The following is a 16,510-nucleotide window of genomic DNA, read 5'->3' as shown; positions in this document are numbered from 1 at the left end:
GTGCTCCTTAGAGATGCAGGCGTGGCACGCGTGAAAACTTGTTGCATCCATTGTGACACGCTTCGAGTTCGGTTCAGACACCGACCCGGTCACGAGGTCATTTCGATTCATCATCGGCCCCACCAGCGGTGGGATCGGGGTCGTCTCCGCGGGAGAGAGAGTCCCAGGTCGCTGCCGAATCGAATTCCTCGCCGTCTGCTTCCGCCGTCCTGGCGTACCGGTTCGAATTGGCCCATCTCGCCGAGGCGAAGGCGATGTAGACGATGACGATGAGTGCGATGGCTGCCGCAAACAGGGCCATGATCGGCCAGGCGGTGGCCCCGGGGGATGAAGCCGACTGTAGTGCGGTCATGCCGTAGCCGATGGCGGCCAGAGCAGCGAAGCCGAGAACGACGAAACGTCCGATCTTGCCCAACATGGCTGAGAGCAGCCCGGTGACGGCGATGATTGCGACGCAGGCGGTCGCGACCGGCGATGCCTGAGAGCTTGCGTCCTCCGTGACATCGGCCACACCTGCGGGCCCCAGTGAGTCACCGGCGACACCGGCCTGCCAGGACGCAAGGCTGATCGCCCACAGTGCACCGGCCAGGATGAGGACGAGGAGTACTCCGCGTGATTTCGTCATATCAGCCGCGTTCCCTGCTCGAGACTCCGAGTTTGTCCACCGCGCTGGCTGCCGCCGCGGCCCCCAGGACTGCGGCCGCCTTGTTCTGCGATTCCTGATATTCGGTTTCGGGAACCGAATCGGCGACGAGTCCACCACCGGCATAGACGCTCATGACCGAGTCGCGGAGGACTCCGGTGCGGATGGCGATCGCCAGGTCGAGGTCGCCGGTGAACGACATGTAGCCGACGACCCCTCCGTATATTCCGCGGCCGATGGGTTCGAGCTCGTCGATGATCTGCAGAGCGCGGGGTTTCGGCGCTCCGGACAGGGTGCCTGCCGGGAACGTGGCACGCAGCACGTCGACGGCTCCGTGTCCTGGTGCGAGCTCTCCGCGTACGGTCGAGGAGATGTGCATGATGTGGCTGTAACGCACGATGTCCATGAACTCACTGACATCGACTGTGCCAGCCCGACAGACCTTTGCGAGGTCGTTGCGGGCAAGGTCGACGAGCATGAGGTGTTCGGCACGTTCCTTCGCGTCGCTGATGAGGTCTCTGGCCAGTGCGGAGTCCTCCTCGGTCGTGGCGCCTCGAGGGCGCGAGCCGGCGATCGGGTGGGTGACGACGTCACCGGAGCGGACCGTGACGAGAGCTTCCGGGGACGAGCCGATGATGCTGGCAGGCTGTCCCTGGTCGTCATGGAGGTTGAGCAGGTACATGAATGGGCTGGGGTTCGAATGGCGCAGCATCCGATAGACGGTCAGCGGGTCGGCTGTGCAGACTGTGTCGAAGCGTTGGCCGAGGACGACCTGGAAGATCTCTCCATCGACGATCTCGCGTTTGGCCGCTTCGACATTGTCGAGGTAGACCTGCGGGTCGGTGCGGGTCGACACCTCGGGTCGGACGAAGTGAGTGCTCAGGATCTCGGCGTCGCTGGACCTGGTGATCCTCGACAGCATCGCCTCGATCCGATCGACGCCTGCGTGGTAGGCATCGTCGATGCCGGTATCGGCACCATTGACGTTGAATACGTTGGCCACGAGCGTGAGAGTCCCGGAGTAGTGATCATAGACCGCGATGTCGCCGGGGATCATCAGCTGCACGGTCGGCAGATGGTGTTCGTTGGCTCGGGCGGGGCCGAGCCGCTCGAACTGCCGCACGATGTCCCAGCCGAAGTATCCGACGAAGCTTGAGACCATCGGTGGAAGAGCCGACTCGCTCGCGTCGACGGCAAGCAGTTCAAGGGTCGCCGTGACGGCGTCCAAAACGCTGCCTTCGGTCGGGATCCCCACCGGCGGTGTGCCTTCCCATCGAAAGCTCTCGCCCTCGGAGATCAGGGTGGCGACAGGTGCCGAGCCGATGAATGAGTAGCGCGCCCAGGCCCCGGACACGGCCGATTCGAAGAGAAAGCTGCCAGGACCGCCGTCCGTGAGTTTGCGGTACAGGCTCAGCGGAGTCTCGGAGTCGGCGAGGACTTCCGCGTGCACTGGCACCAAGCGGTGATCGGCGCCCGAAGCGCGGAACTCATCGAGGCTGGGCCGGATCGTCAGCCCGGTGTCGGTCGTGCGTGTGTCAGTTGGCACTGATGGTCCTTCCGGTGAAGCACGTCGGGGTCAGGGTGTGGCAGGCAGGCCCGGTCTGTTCGACCTCCATGAGCAGTGCGTCCGCATCGCAGTCGAGGCTCAGGGATGCCACCTTCTGAGTGTGTCCCGAGGTCTCGCCCTTGACCCAGTATTCCTGCCGAGACCGTGACCAGTACACTGCGGCACCGCTGCTCAGGGTGCGTTCGATGGCTTCGGTGTCCATCCAGGCCATCATGAGGACCTCACGGGTGGTGACCTCTTGGACGATGACGGGAATCAGCCCGTCGGCGTTGACCGTGATCAGTTCGCGCCAGTTCTCCGGGGTGGCATCGATCTGCGCGGCAGAATCGTGTGTGCTCATCGGACTTCGATCCCTTCCTTGCGCAGTGCGTCCTTGACTTCGGCGATGCTCAGTGTCCCGAAGTGGAAGACACTCGCCGCCAGTAGGGCGTCGGCACCGGCAGCCACGGCCGGAGCGAAGTGTTCGACTCGTCCGGCTCCTCCCGACGCGATCAGCGGAACGTCGACGGCGGCCCGCGCGGCGGCGATGAGTTCGAGATCGAAGCCGTCACGGGTGCCGTCCGCGTCGATGGAGTTGAGCAGGATCTCGCCGACGCCGCGCTCGGCCGCCTCGGTGATCCAGTCGATCGCGCAGCGACCGGTTCCCTCACGACCACCGCGGGTGGTGACTTCGAAGCCAGAGGGCGTCTGTGTCCCCTGCGCGCGTCTGGCGTCGAGAGACAGGACGAGGACCTGATTGCCGAAGTGGTGGGCGATATCGCTGATGAGCTGGGGGTTCGCGACCGCGGAGGTATTGACGGAGACCTTGTCCGCTCCATCGCGCAGGAGGCGGTCGACGTCGGTGACGCTGCGGATGCCGCCGCCGACGGTCAGCGGAATGAAGACCTCTTCGGCACAGGCCCGGACGATATCGTGAACGGTCTCGCGATCACCGCTGCTGGCGGTGACATCGAGGAATGTCAGCTCGTCCGCACCGGATTCCCCGTAGCGTCGGGCCAATTCGACCGGATCGCCGGCGTCCTTGAGGTCCGCGAACTTCACGCCCTTGACGACACGTCCTTCGTCGACGTCGAGGCACGGAATGACTCTGATGGCAACCATGTGACTCTCCTAGATTCCTTGTCGACGTTCAGATTCCGAGTGTGCGATACCGTTCCATCCGGCGCGCCAGGCGCCGGTCGGATGGTTCACGCATGAGCTCGATGAGTTCGTACTCCAGTGTCGCACCCACCCGGGCCACGAAGTCCAATGGCTCCTCACTCGCATCCGGATGTTCGGCGATGATGCGGTCGACGACTCCCGTCGACATGAGCATGGGTGCATGCACACCTTGGCTCTGGGCCATCTCCGGCGCACGGTCGGTCGTCCGGTGCACGATCGCCGAGGCACCTTCCGGAGGCAGGGGCGAAAGCCACCCGTTTTCGGCACTGAGCACTCGATCCGCGGGGATCAGTGCCAGCGCTCCCCCGCCGGACCCCTCACCGAGGATGAGGGACACCGAAGGCGCATCGAGGTTCGCGAGGTCGGCGAGGCTGCGGGCGATCTCGCCGGCGATTCCGCCCTCTTCAGCAGATTTCGACAGTGCAGCACCAGGGGTGTCGATGACGGTCACCAGCGGCAGATCGAGTTCGGCGGCCAACCGCATTCCGCGCCTGGCCTCTCGCAGTGCCGCAGGCCCGAGAGGTGCCCGGGAATCCTGGCGGAAACGATCCTGACCGAGAACAATGCACGGGGCGGAGCCGAACTTCGCCAGCGCCAGCAGGAGTCCCGGGTCCTTCTCACCTTGTCCGGTGCCGTTGAGGGGCAGCACGGTGTTGGCCGCGGTGCGCAGCAGGTCGCGAACTCCGGGACGATCGGCGTTGCGGGACCGGGTGATCGCGTCCCAGGCGTCGGAGTCCGGGTCGACGTTCTCGGGACGTGTGTCCGGGTCGGCGACGCGGGGCGGAATCTCCTTGGCGCCCATGAGCACGTCGAGGACGCGGGCGAGGGTGGTCTGAATCCGTTCGGGACTGATCACCGCGTCGATGATCCCGTGCTTGTGCAGGTTCTCACCCGTCTGCACGTTCTCGGGGAACTTCTCTCCGTAGATGGCTTCGTAGACACGTGGGCCGAGGAAGCCGATGAGTGATCCCGCCTCGGCGACGGTGACATGGCCCATCGACCCCCAGGAGGCGAACACGCCGCCTGTGGTGGGATGCCGCAGGTACACGAGGTAGGGCAGGGCGGCCCGACGATGGGCCATCACGGCGTTGGTGATCTTGACCATCGACAGGAACGCGATCGTGCCCTCCTGCATCCTGGTCCCGCCCGAGGCGGGCCCGGCCAGCAGCGGCAGCCCTTCGAGCGTGGCACGTTCGATCGCGTCGACGAGCCGCTGAGCCGCAGCGACGCCGATCGAACCGGCCAGGAACCGGAATTCCCCGGCGACGATGGCAACGCGCCGGCCCTCGATCATGCCCTCTCCGGTGATGATGGCCTCATCGACCCCGGACTTCTCCCTGGCTGCGACGAGTTCGGCCGCATATTCCTCGGAGACGCCCCCGGCGGGACTGATCGGAGTCGTATCCCAGGACACGAAGGATCCGTCATCGACGACGATGTCGACGAGTTCATGTGCGTTCAACCGTGCCACGTGCTTATCTCCTGCTTCAGATGTGTCTGACCAACGGTAAATCTGACCAACGGCAAAGCGGTGTCGGCCTACCAACTGCCGATTGCCACCAACTGCGGATTGCCACCAGTTGCCGATCAGGGGGCGCAGCTGGTGGCCGGGGTCCTCAGAATCACGATTCGAGCCAGGACACGATCGCCTCGGCGTCCTCGTTCAGCAGAGGCGGTGCATCGTGAGCGGTCCTCGTGGTCTCGACCTCGGCCTCACCGTCGGCGTCGAAGAACCGCAGCGGGGGTCCTGGCAGGTCGATGTCGCCGAGGACGGGATGGTCGACGGAGACCTTGAGTCCCTGGCTCAGTGCCTGGTCCCACGAGTAGACCTCTTCGAGGGTGCGCACGGTGCCGGAGGGGATTCCTGCGTCTGAGAGTTTGGCGAGCAGCTCGTCCGATCCATAGGCGGCGAACTTGCTTTCGATGAGTTCGATCACGGCCGGACGGTTCGCGACACGAGCGGAGTTGTCGCCCATGCCCTCGGTCGCCGGGTCGATGTCGAATGCGGCGCAGAACTTCTGCCACAGGTTCTCGTTGCCAACGGAGATCTGCACGGCGCCTTCGTGGCAGTTGAAGAGTCCGTAGGGAGAGAGCGAAGGATGGTGGTTGCCACCGGGCTCGGGGTTCTGCCCTGCCACCGTGGCCCGTGTGCCCTGGAAGGCGTGGACTCCGACCATGCCGGCGATGAGCGAGGTCCGCACGACCTTGCCCTTGCCCGTGCGCTCGCGTTCGAGCAGGGCGGCGAGAACGCCGTAGGAGCCGTAGATGCCTGCGAGGAGGTCTGCGATGGGAACGCCGACACGCTGCATGTCCTCGGGTCCGGATCCTGTCAGCGACATGAGTCCGGCCTCGCCCTGGGCGATCTGGTCGTATCCTGCGCGTGAGGATTCGGGTCCGTCGTGGCCGAAGCCGGTGATCGAGAGGAGCACGAGGCGGGGGTTGATCTCCATGCACACGGCGGTGGAGAAGCCGAGTCGATCGAGGACGCCGGAGCGGAAGTTCTCAATGAGCACATCGGCGCGGGAGATCAGTTCGCGCAGCGTCTCCTTGCCGGTGTCCGACTTGAGATCGAGGGCGATGGATTCCTTGTTGCGGTTGCAGGAGAAGAAGTAGGTGGCCTGAGGATCGTCCTCAGGACCGACGAACGGAGGCCCCCAGGACCGGGAGTCATCCCCCTTGCCCGGGTTCTCGACCTTGATCACTCGGGCACCGAGGTCGCCGAACATCATTCCCGCATGTGGGCCGGCCAGTGCGCGTGAGAGATCGATGACCGTGTATCCGGTCAGTGGGCCTTCGACCCCTGTGATTGTGTCGTTCGACATTCCTATTCCTCCTTGAAGTGGGTCCATCTAGCGATGAGCATACGCAATCGCTGACATTCCTCGTGGGCTCGGGGCCCGTCCGCGTGCTGGATCGCCATCACGGCGTATGTGGTTCCGTCGGTCAGATCGAGGGTGGGCCATGGGTCGTCACCCTCGGGCGAGAAGGCGACGCCGAGGATCTGCCCCCACGCGAAGGTGCGCGTCCTGACCATGTTCTTCACGACCAGGCCGGCTTCGCTGGGTCGAGCTTGGATGTCGGCGAGGCGCAGCAGGGCTGCGGCGAAGATGATTCCGAGCAGGTTCATCCAGACCGTATCGAGCGGGGTCCAGGGGTCCCAGTCCACGACGAGCAGGGCGACGGAGAGCACCGCGAAGCCGATGAACACCACCACGGCGCCGACGGTGCTGATGATGCGCACCTGACGGGGTCGGAAGACGCGGAAATCAGATTCGGCAGGCGCCAATGTTCGTCACCAGAATTGCACGGGCACCGACAGCGTAGAGCCGGTCCATGACATTGTTGACCTCTTTGGATTCGACCATGACGCGCGCGGCCACCCAGCCCGTCTCCTGCAACGGGGAGATCGTGGGTGATTCGAGGCCGGGCGTGAGTCCGAGTGCTTGGGGCAGGAGGCGCTCTTCGATGTTGTAGTCGACGAGAACGTACTGCCGGGCCACCATCACGGATTCCAGACGGCGACGCAGCACCTCGATCGACTCGGCTGCTCCCTCACGCTGAACGAGGACGGCCTCGGATTCCAGCAGGGGCTCGCCGAACGTCTCGAGCCCCGCGGCGCGCAGGGTGCTGCCGGTCTCGACCACGTCGGCGATGGCGTCGGCGACGCCGAGCTGGATGGAGACTTCGATCGCACCGTCGAGCTGAACGGTCTTCGCGTCGATGCCCCTGGCCTGCAGATCGGCGTCGACGAGGTTCGGGAAGCTGGTGGCGATGCGTGCGCCTTCCAGCTGGGTCGGTGAGGAGTAGGAACCGGTGACTCCCGCGTAGAAGAAGCGGGAGGCTCCGAATCCGAGACCGATGACTTCCTGAGCCTCGGCCTTCGACTCAAGCAGCAGGTCCCGACCGGTGATGCCGGCGTCGAGGATTCCCGAGCCGACGTAGACAGCGATGTCGCGCGGACGCAGGTAGAAGAATTCGACGTCGTTGACTTCGTCCTGATGGACAAGGGTCTTGCTTCCCCGACGGGTGGAGTATCCGGCCTCGCTGAGCATCTCGGAGGCGGCTTCGGACAGTGCGCCCTTATTCGGCACGGCTACACGCAGCATGGTGTCCTTTTGTGTTTCATCGTCAACGGTTGTGTGGGGTTCGGCTGTGCCGGCGTGGAAGGCTACAGATGCGAGTTGACGTCGTCGAGGCTGAGATCCTTGGCGACCATGAGCACCTGCAGGTGATAGAGCAGCTGAGAGATCTCCTCGGCGAGCTCGTCCTTGGTCTCATATTCTGCCGCCATCCAGACCTCTGCGGCTTCTTCGACGACCTTCTTACCGATCGCATGGACTCCGGCATCGAGTTCGGCCACGGTCTTCGAGCCTTCGGGACGATCGAGGGATTTCTGCAGGAGTTCGGCGTAGAGCGAGTCAAAGGTCTTCACGAATCCAGCCTAATACATCGTGGCCGCCGCGCTCACACGGGGTCTCGGCCAGCGGGACGCTCCCACCCGTCGCGGCAGCCTCAGTTCTCGGTGCCGCGGTTGATGTCCGTGGCGCCCCGATGCGGCGCGGAGATCGTCTGGCGTGATCGCTTCGACCAGTCGATGAAGCCGATGACGACCATGACGAGGAAGATGAGGTACACGGCCCCGGAGAACACGAGTCCTCCGGCCACTGCCAAGGGAATCCCGACGAGGTCGACGGCCAGCCAGACGAACCAGAACTCGACGATCGCCCGCCCCTGGGCATACATCGCCACGAGCGATCCGATGAAGATGTAGGCGTCTGGATAGGGATTCCAGGACCACCCTCCGAGGGCGAGGACGTAGCCGAACACCGCGGTGCCCAGCACGAGGGCGCCGATCAGGAGCAGTCGCTCCTTCCAGGTCGCCCAGCGGACGAGGACCTCGCCGGAGGCCTCGCGGGACTTCTTCCACTGCGTCCAGCCCCAGACTGCGGCCACGATGATGACGACCTGGCGGGAGGCATTGCCGCCGAGTCCCGCGGAGATGCTCGCGGCGAAGAGGAGGATGGAGCCCAGGATCTGGACCGGCCAGGACAGGATGTTCCGGCGCAGTGCGAGGACCACTGTGGCCAGAGCACAGATATTGCCGAACAGGTCGGAGTACGGCACCTGTTTGCCCAGCATTTCGAATGCCGGGGTGTTCAGCCAGTCGAGCAGTTCCATATCGGCCTTCTTCAGTGCACGTGGGATGCTGCGAGCTCACGCAGCCCTGAGATCGCGGTGGCAGCGTCCTCAGCACCGTAGACGGCGGACCCGGCCACGAGCACATCGGCACCGGCGTCGACGACGCGTTCGATCGTCGACGTGGAGACTCCCCCATCGACCTGCAGTTTGATCTCAAGCCCGGCGGCCGAGATCGCCTCACGGGTCCGTCGGATCTTCGGCAGGCACACATCAAGGAACTTCTGCCCGCCGAAACCGGGTTCGACGGTCATGATGAGGATCTGGTCGAACTCGCCGAGGAGGTCGATGAAGGGTTCGATCGGGGTCGCCGGCTTGAGCGCGAGGCTGGCTTTGGCCCCCAGCTTCCGGATCTCCCGGGCCAGGCGTACGGGGGCGGCGGCCGCCTCGGCGTGGAAGGTCACCGAGGCGCAGCCGAGTTCGGCATAGACCGGAGCGTGACGGTCCGCCTCGGCGATCATCAGGTGGGCGTCGAGCGGGATCGGGCTGATCGCCTGGATCCGTTCGACCACGGGAGGCCCGAAGGTGAGGTTCGGGACGAAATGGTTGTCCATCACGTCGATGTGCGCCATATCTGCCGTGCTGATCTTCGCCAGTTCACCACGCAGGTCCGAGAAATCGGAGCTGAGGATGCTGGGATTGATCTCGATCGCCATTTCAGTTCGCCTTCCGCATCAGAGCCAAGAACATTCCATCGGTGTTGTGGACATGGGGCCACAGCTGAGCGTACCGTCCCGCTCCCCGGCTCACCGAGGCGAACCCTGCGGCATCGGCGCCCGTGACCTCGGCGAGGACTGCCGGGGCGTCGAGGATCTCGACGTCAAGGCCGCGGAGGACATCGTCGACGACCAGCACGGTCTCCGCGTAGTGGGGAGAGCAAGTGGAGTAGGCGACGACTCCCCCCGGAGCGCATGCGTTCAAGGCCGCCCGCAGCAGTTCTCGCTGTAGTCCGGCCAGGGAGTTGATGTCTTCGGGGCGACGGCGGTAGCGGGCTTCGGGACGGCGGCGCAGGGCACCGAGGCCCGAGCAGGGGACGTCGACGAGGACCTTCGCATACGGGCCCGTGGCGTCGCGGGCGTCTTGGACGCGGGTGGTGACGTTGTCGAGTGCCTGGGTGGAGGATCTCACGAGCTCGACCCTGTGGTCACTCGAGTCGAAGGCATCGAGGGTGGTCCCCGACTGCTTCGCAATCGCTGCGAGGACTGCGGCCTTGCCACCGGGTCCAGCGCACAGGTCCGCCCAGGTGCCCGCGGGTGCCTGAACCTGCGCCAGTGCCAAGGCCACCAGCGCGGAGCCTTCGTCCTGCACCCGGGCCCGGCCGGTGGCGACGGCGTCGACGTTCTTGGGCACAGCGGTGTCGAGGGTGACGCCGATGGGTGAGAACTCGGTCGGTGCTCCGGGCAGTTCGCTGCGGTCGATGAGTCCGGGCAGAGCGGACACGCTGACCTTCGCGGCCGCGTTGTCGGCTTCGAGCAGCGCCTGCAGTTCAGATGCCTGCCGTCCGTGGCCCTTGAGAGCCTGAGTCATCGCCCTCACGATCCATTCCGGGTGGGAGTACTCGATGGCCTGTTCGCCGACTGCGGTGGCTCCGGCGGTGACGCGGCGCAGCCATTCGGCCCGGTCGACCTCGGAGATCCGACGCAGGACGGCGTTGACGAACCCGGATGTCTTCGGTGCGTAGGACTTGATGACGGCGACAGTCTCCGACAGTGCCGCATGGTCGGGCACGCGCATGGACAGGATCTGGTGGGCGCCGAGGCGCATGCCTGCCAGCGGTTCGGGGTCGATGGTGTCGAGGGACCGGTTCGCCGCCTTGGCGATGATCGCATCGTAGAACTCCTGTTGACGCAGAGCACCGTAGGTGAGTTCAGTCGTGAACGCCGCGTCCTGGTGGTCCATATGCGTGCGGGCGAGCTTGGCGGGCAGGAGCAGGTTCGCGTAGGAGTCCTTCGTCTCGACGTCGACGAGGACCTCCCAGGCGATGCGCCGCGGCAGGTTCTTCGCCTGTCTCGGCTCTCGTCCTGCCGGTCTCTTCCGCGGCATGCGCTCATCTGCTGGCATCTGTCTCATGCTCCTTGCTCGGGGTCTGCCGCCGGCTCGGCGCTGGTTTCAGTGGGATCGAATCGGATGTCGCCACGTCCGCGGAGGAAGTCCACGGCCGCCATCCGTGCCTTGCCGAAGGGTTGGATCTCCGCGACATGGACCCAGCCGTCGCCGCAGCCGAGGACGGCGGTCTTCTGCCATGAGGTGAGCAATCCGACTTCTGGAGGGGTGGTGACGTCGGGCGCGGGTGTGAGTCCGAAGAGTTTGGTCCGCTTCCCGTCGACGTTCGCCCATGGCCCGGGGCTGGGGCTGACTCCTCGGGAACGGTCGATGATCACCCGGGCAGAGTCGGAGAAGTCGAGATGGGCATCATCGATGCCGATCTTGTCCGCGTGGCTCGCTTCTCCGGACTGCGGGGTCATCACTGCGGTTCCGTCCGCGAGGTCATCGAAGGCGGCGACCAGTTCGACCGCACCTCGGCGGGCGTAGTCGTCGAGGGCGGTGGCGACATCGGGATGGTCCAGAGGCAGTTCGAGGCTGCGCAGGACGGGTCCGGAATCCATGCCCTCGTCGATCTTGAACACGCTGACTCCGCTGCTGCTCTGGCCCGCGATGAGGGCCCGTTGGACCGGTGCGGCTCCGCGATGCGCCGGCAGGAGCGAGAAGTGGAGGTTGAACCAGCCGAGTTCGGCGGTCGACAGCGCTGCCGGGCCGGCGATGGCCCCATAGGCGACCACGGCCACGGCATCGACCTTGAGGGCTCGGAGTTCGGCGATGACCTCGCCGCGGAGTCGGCTCGCCTCGATGACGTCGAGGCCGAGTTCGAGGGCTCGTGCCTTGACCGGCGAGGGGGTGAGGACGCGTTTGCGCCCCACCGGGGCATCGGGTCGGGTGAGGACGGCACGGATGCGGTGCCGGGATTCGACAAGGGCCTCGAGGGCTGGCACTGCGGCATCCGGAGTTCCGGCGAAGACGATATCCACTTGAGGAATTCTACTTGTTCGCGAAGCAGTCGCAGAGTCCGGGCACCGGCGCACTCACAGCGACCGCGGATCGTCGATGCGGACGCGCACCTGGGGAAGCTTCTTGGCAGACCGGGAGGCGATCTGATGAGCCAGTGCTTCGCCGACCGTGTCTCCTGCTGCGATCGGATAGGCGGCAACGGCCTTCTGCTCGTCACCGTCGGAGTCGCGGATGAGTTCGGTGAGGTCTGGGACGGCCGCGATGACGGCGTCGATGTCGGTGCCGGCACCGGTGAGTTCGACGATGCGACGGTAGGGCGGAAAGCCGAGATCCAAACGATCGCCGAGAGCTCTGGACATGGTGGTGACCGGGTCGAAGGTGGTCACCGTGTTCCGGATCGTCTCATCGTTATCGCCGAGGTAGACGACTCCCCCAGCTGTGCGTGACCTCACGAGAACTGCCGCCCGCAGTCGTCTGCTGACTCCTTCATCGGTCGAGCGCATCCACGGCCCCGGCCACAGCGAGTCGAGCAGGATTGCGCAGGCGTAGCCACCGAGAGCATAGGGTTCTGCTCCAGTGGTGGCGACGACGATACGCGGGCTGTCGTCGATGGCCACAGGAATGTCATCGCCGCCGGATTCGAGGATCTCGATTCCCGGCATGGCCTTGCGCAGCTCCTCGACTGTCCGACCCCTGCCGCGCACGATCGAGCGCACCTGATTCGAGCGGCAGCGCCCGCAGGAGAACGTATCGGAGTGGTAGCCGCAGGAGCGACAGGCGAAGGGCCCGACCTCCGACTGAGTGGTCAGCGTGGCCGAGCATTGAGGGCAGCGAGCGACCTCTTGGCATCTCGCGCAGGCGAACACCGGGTAGTACCCGGCACGCGGGACCTGGACGAGGACGGGTCCGACCGCGTTCGTGTCCTTGGCGCCGGGGCGCAGGGCAGCGCGCATCAGCTGCCAGGCGCGTGAGGGGATGCGCTGCCAGGCGAAGGGGTCACGCTCCTCGTCGGGAACGTAGACGCGGGGCGCGCCCTCACGGCGCTCGGGGCCGGTGGGCGTGGCGTCACGAAGCCACCCCACCTCGACCAGACGCTGGATCTCCGCGCTGCGATCGGTGGAGACGAACAGCAGTCCGGTGGCGTCGATGGTCGATCTCAGCAGGCACACTTCTCTGGCGTGCGGATACGGCGCGTGCTGGTCGAGGTAGTTCGGGTTCGAGTCGTCGAAGCAGATGATGAGGCCGAGGCCGGCGATCGGAGCGAAGGCGGCCGCTCTGGTGCCGATCGTCACGCGTGTGTGGCCCAGCAGGCCGCGCAGCCACGCTTTCCACCTCTGCTCCGGTGACTGGTCTGCACTCAGGACTGAGTAGGAGGGGATGTCAGGGCTGGCGTCAAGTGCCGCGGAGAGGACTGCGAGCTCACGATGATCGGGCACCAGCCACAGCACCGACTCTCCTGCAGCCAGTGTCGCTCGGACAGCCTCCAGCCCGGCGGTGATCCAACTCAGCCCCGGCGTCGGGCCGGGAACGCAGGTCAGTGCCATCCGCGGATGCTCAGCGGCCGGGAAGTCGTCTTCTCGCTCGTGCTGAGACTCGTTGACCACCCATTCGCCGAGGCGGTCGATCGTGTTCTCGGCAGGCCCTTGATCGGCAGTCGAGGACTCGGAGACCGAGCTCGCGTTGTCGGAGTCTATCGGTGTCCCAGAGCTGCTCGCGTTGCGCTGCAGCGTATCCTCGGCCTTGAGCACAGCCTTCTCGGCCCGTGCGTGGCGCGGCGGGATCGCCAGACGCAGGACATCGGAGAGGGTTCCTGCGTACCGGCGGGCAGTGGCAGAGGCTAGTCTCAGCAGTTCAGGGGTGAGCACCACGACGGGACTGGTGATGCGCTCGATGGTGGCGAGTGGGCCGATGTGGTCGGACTTCTCGACCCGTTCGAGGAGGAAGCCGTCGCGCAGTCTTCCGGCGAATCTGACCCTGACTCGCGCACCCGGACGGGCCGTGTCGGCGAACTTCTCCGGAACTGCGTAGTCGAAGGCACGGGCCAGGTGCGGCACCGGGTGATCGATGAGCACATGGGCCACGGGGTCTTCCGCTGCCAGCAGCACCTGCCCGACGGCCGAGGTGCCGGTGTCGATCGGAAGAGGTTCGTCCATCAAGCCGAGGAGACTGCGCGCAGCAGATCGTCGGCGCGGTCCGTGACCTCCCAGGTGAAGTCGGGGAGCTCACGGCCGAAGTGGCCGTATGTCGATGTCTGAGAGTAGATCGGGCGCAGGAGATCGAGTTCCTGGATGATCATGGCAGGTCGCAGGTCGAAGACCTCGCGAATTGCTCGTGAGATCGCGTGCGGGTCGACCTTCTCCGTGCCGAATGTTTCGACGTAGAGGCCCATCGGGTCGACACGTCCGATCGCATAGGAGACCTGTACCTCGGCGCGGTCGGCGAGTCCGGCGGCCACAACGTTCTTCGCGACCCAGCGCATGGCGTACGCAGCTGAGCGGTCGACCTTCGAGGGGTCCTTGCCGGAGAAGGCGCCTCCGCCGTGGCGCGAGTATCCGCCATACGTGTCGACGATGATCTTGCGGCCTGTCAGCCCTGCGTCGCCCATCGGCCCGCCGGTGACGAAGGGTCCGGCCGGGTTGATGTGGATGTTCGCATGGCTGTCATCGAGGCCGGAGCCCGCGATGACCGGATCGATGACGAAGTCTTTGACCTCGGCGTGAAGCTGTGCCTGATCGACGTGGCCTGCGTGCTGAGTCGAGACGACGATGTTCTCGATCGACACGGCTTCGTTGCCGTCGTAGCCCAGTGTCAGCTGGGTTTTGCCGTCGGGACGCAGATAGTCCAATGCACCGGTCTTGCGCACCTCGGAGAGCTTCTCCGCCATGCGTGAGGCGAGATGGATGGGTACGGGCATGAGGACGTCGGTGGCGTTGTCGGCATAGCCGAACATGAGGCCCTGGTCGCCGGCGCCGAGGCTCGAACCGTGGTCGGATTCCACGGCTTCGCGGAAGTCCAGTGGGTTCGTCACTCCGGAATGGATGTCGGTGGACTGACTGCCGATGGACACGGAGACGCCGCAGGAGTGACCGTCGAATCCGGTGTCGGAGGAGTCATAGCCGATTCCGGTGATGAGCCGGCGCACGATGCCGGCGACGTCGGCGTAGGCTGCGGTATTGACCTCGCCGGCGACGTGGACGAGACCGGTGGTGACCATTGTCTCGACGGCGACCTTGGCGTTCGGGTCCTGACTCAGCAGATCGTCGAGGACGGCATCACTGATCTGGTCACAGATCTTGTCGGGATGGCCCTCGGTGACGGATTCGGACGAGAAGAAGCGCAGATTTGATTGACTCACGCCGTCGATTCTACGCATTCCAAACGGCTGACGAGAGCCTCGATGACCTTTTCCGAAACATCGTCCTTGCTGCCGGTGAGTTCTGGGCTGGCGACCACTTCGTCACCGTCGACGCTCAGGATCTGGACGGCATTGTCGTCGTGGCCGAAGGCCCTGTCGTCCGAGACATTGTTGAAGACGAGGAGGTCGACGCCCTTGCGACGGAACTTCGCCTTCGCATAGTCGAGTGCGCTGTGATGAGAATCTCCGGTCTCGGCGGCGAATCCGATGATGAGCTGGTGTTCGAGACGTGATTCGACGAGTCCCACAAGCACATCCGGGTTCTGCACCAGGTTCAGAGTCATTCCCTCATCACCCGACTTCTTCATCTTCGAGTCGGTGCGCTCGGCTGGGCGGTAGTCGGCCACGGCGGCGGCCATGATGATGGCATCAGCATCAGCCTGAGCAGCCTGCATCTGGGCCTGAAGCTCGAGCGTGGACTCGACTGCGGTGATCCCGACGCTGTCGGGCAGTGCGGACAGCAGACCCGAGTCGATGTTGGCAGCGACCAGGTCGACGTGGGCTCCGGCGGCGGCAGCGGCACGTGCCAGCGCAATGCCCTGCTTGCCTGAGGAGCGGTTCCCGAGGAATCGGACGGGATCGAGCGGTTCCCTGGTCCCGCCGGCACTGATGACGACGCGTCTGTCGTTCAGCGGCCCGACTGTGTTCAGCACTGGATCGGTCTGCGCTGATCGGGCAGCTGCCAGGGCGAAGTCGACGATCGTGTCGGGTTCGGGCAGACGACCGGGACCGGAGTCCGGGCCGGTCAGACGCCCCACTGCGGGTTCGAGGACATGGATGCCCCGCTGCCTCAAGGTCGCGATGTTCGCGACGGTGGCGGGGTTCTGCCACATCTCGGTGTGCATGGCGGGGGCGACGACCACTTCGGCGGTCGTCGTGAGGACCGTGGCGGTCAGCAGGTCATCGGCGATGCCTGCGGCCAGCTTGGCCAGAGTATTGGCTGTGGCCGGCGCGATGATGACGAGTTCGGCGTCCTGCCCGATGCGGACATGGTTGACCGATTCGACCTCGTCGAAGACATCGGTGGTCACGGTCTGTGAGGACAGAGCTTCGAAGGTGGCCGCACCGACGAAGTTCAGTGCGCTGGCGGTGGGCACGACCTTGACGCTGTGCCCGAGTTCCCGGAGTCGCCGAATGACATGGCACGCCTTGTAAGCGGCGATTCCACCGGCGACGCCGAGTACGGTTCTCACTGGTCGCTGAAGTCCAGTGCGCCGTCGTTGCTGGCAGCGGGCTGCACAGGCTCTTGGCTGAGCGCACCGAAGTCGGCTTCGGTGACTTCGCGGGCCACGATCTTGCCTTCGTTGATCTCGCGGAGCGCGATCGAGAGCGGCTTCTCGTGGGTACCCGGGGTCACCAGCGGACCGACGTTCTCGAGTAGGCCCTCTTGGAGCTGGGCGTAGTAGGAGTTGATCTGGCGGGCTCGCTGAGCCGCAATCGAGACCAGTTCGTACTTCGAGCTGGTCACGGCCAGCAGATCATCAATCGGTGGATTGGTGATGCCTTCAGGTTGTGCAGGCAA

At 65.2% G+C, this 16,510-nt stretch carries 17 protein-coding genes; all 17 read right to left on the bottom strand.

The genetic code is table 11. The annotated features are described in order from the left end of the window. Positions 1–97: 97 nt before the first annotated feature. On the bottom strand, positions 98–625 hold the full coding sequence (locus tag HU144_RS12120; protein WP_235351535.1) for a Trp biosynthesis-associated membrane protein: 528 nt from the start codon (positions 623–625) through the stop codon (positions 98–100). A gap of 1 nt (position 626) precedes the next feature. Beyond that, a complete protein-coding gene (gene trpE, locus HU144_RS12115; RefSeq protein WP_235351534.1) occupies positions 627–2,189 on the bottom strand; it encodes an anthranilate synthase component I in 1,563 nt (520 codons plus the stop codon). Beyond that, the gene (hisI, locus tag HU144_RS12110) at positions 2,179–2,550 is read right to left on the bottom strand and encodes a phosphoribosyl-AMP cyclohydrolase (protein ID WP_198396273.1); all 372 of its coding nucleotides are present in this window, start codon (positions 2,548–2,550) and stop codon (positions 2,179–2,181) included. Before hisI ends, trpE begins: the two co-directional genes overlap by 11 nt. Beyond that, positions 2,547–3,311, bottom strand: coding sequence for an imidazole glycerol phosphate synthase subunit HisF (hisF, locus tag HU144_RS12105; protein WP_235351533.1), 765 nt, complete (start codon positions 3,309–3,311; stop codon positions 2,547–2,549). The genes hisI and hisF overlap by 4 nt, the downstream gene beginning before the upstream one ends. 28 nt (positions 3,312–3,339) lie before the next feature. Further along, positions 3,340–4,842 carry an acetyl-CoA carboxylase carboxyltransferase subunit alpha/beta gene (locus tag HU144_RS12100; protein WP_235351532.1) on the bottom strand — a complete coding sequence of 501 codons (1,503 nt, stop codon included), beginning with the start codon at positions 4,840–4,842 and terminating at the stop codon, positions 3,340–3,342. A 151-nt stretch (positions 4,843–4,993) separates the two neighbouring features. Next, positions 4,994–6,193 (bottom strand): CaiB/BaiF CoA transferase family protein, encoded by a 1,200-nt coding sequence (locus HU144_RS12095; protein ID WP_235351531.1) that lies wholly within the window; start codon positions 6,191–6,193, stop codon positions 4,994–4,996. 2 nt (positions 6,194–6,195) lie between these two features. Continuing rightward, on the bottom strand, positions 6,196–6,612 hold the full coding sequence (locus tag HU144_RS12090) for a PH domain-containing protein (protein ID WP_235351530.1): 417 nt from the start codon (positions 6,610–6,612) through the stop codon (positions 6,196–6,198). Between the two features lie 25 nt (positions 6,613–6,637). After that, positions 6,638–7,477, bottom strand: coding sequence for an ATP phosphoribosyltransferase (gene hisG / locus HU144_RS12085; RefSeq protein WP_143921779.1), 840 nt, complete (start codon positions 7,475–7,477; stop codon positions 6,638–6,640). Positions 7,478–7,539: 62 nt separating this feature from the next. Next, entirely contained in the window at positions 7,540–7,803 is a 264-nt protein-coding gene (locus tag HU144_RS12080) for a phosphoribosyl-ATP diphosphatase (protein WP_193095299.1), read from the bottom strand. A gap of 80 nt (positions 7,804–7,883) precedes the next feature. Beyond that, positions 7,884–8,549, bottom strand: a complete 666-nt coding sequence (locus tag HU144_RS12075) for a nicotinamide mononucleotide transporter family protein (RefSeq protein ID WP_235351529.1) — start codon at positions 8,547–8,549, stop codon at positions 7,884–7,886. Between the two features lie 11 nt (positions 8,550–8,560). Further along, positions 8,561–9,223, bottom strand: a complete 663-nt coding sequence (rpe, locus tag HU144_RS12070; protein ID WP_198396281.1) for a ribulose-phosphate 3-epimerase — start codon at positions 9,221–9,223, stop codon at positions 8,561–8,563. A gap of 1 nt (position 9,224) precedes the next feature. Continuing rightward, complete coding sequence (locus HU144_RS12065; protein WP_235351528.1) at positions 9,225–10,628, bottom strand: RsmB/NOP family class I SAM-dependent RNA methyltransferase; 1,404 nt, start codon at positions 10,626–10,628, stop codon at positions 9,225–9,227. Between the two features lie 5 nt (positions 10,629–10,633). Then, complete coding sequence (locus HU144_RS19435) at positions 10,634–11,593, bottom strand: methionyl-tRNA formyltransferase (protein WP_235351527.1); 960 nt, start codon at positions 11,591–11,593, stop codon at positions 10,634–10,636. Between the two features lie 54 nt (positions 11,594–11,647). Beyond that, complete coding sequence (locus tag HU144_RS12055; protein WP_235351526.1) at positions 11,648–13,726, bottom strand: primosomal protein N'; 2,079 nt, start codon at positions 13,724–13,726, stop codon at positions 11,648–11,650. Continuing rightward, entirely contained in the window at positions 13,726–14,928 is a 1,203-nt protein-coding gene (metK, locus tag HU144_RS12050) for a methionine adenosyltransferase (RefSeq protein ID WP_328284291.1), read from the bottom strand. The genes HU144_RS12055 and metK overlap by 1 nt, the downstream gene beginning before the upstream one ends. Beyond that, entirely contained in the window at positions 14,925–16,181 is a 1,257-nt protein-coding gene (coaBC, locus tag HU144_RS12045) for a bifunctional phosphopantothenoylcysteine decarboxylase/phosphopantothenate--cysteine ligase CoaBC (RefSeq protein ID WP_235351524.1), read from the bottom strand. The genes metK and coaBC overlap by 4 nt, the downstream gene beginning before the upstream one ends. Next, the gene (gene rpoZ / locus HU144_RS12040) at positions 16,178–16,510 is read right to left on the bottom strand and encodes a DNA-directed RNA polymerase subunit omega (protein ID WP_198396286.1); all 333 of its coding nucleotides are present in this window, start codon (positions 16,508–16,510) and stop codon (positions 16,178–16,180) included. The genes coaBC and rpoZ overlap by 4 nt, the downstream gene beginning before the upstream one ends.

Origin of the sequence: Brevibacterium sp. UCMA 11752, from assembly GCF_021532235.1 — a bacterium.
GTDB lineage: Bacteria > Actinomycetota > Actinomycetes > Actinomycetales > Brevibacteriaceae > Brevibacterium > Brevibacterium antiquum.
The sequence above is the reverse complement of the archived record's forward strand: the minus strand, read 5'-3'. Positions and strand labels throughout refer to the sequence as shown.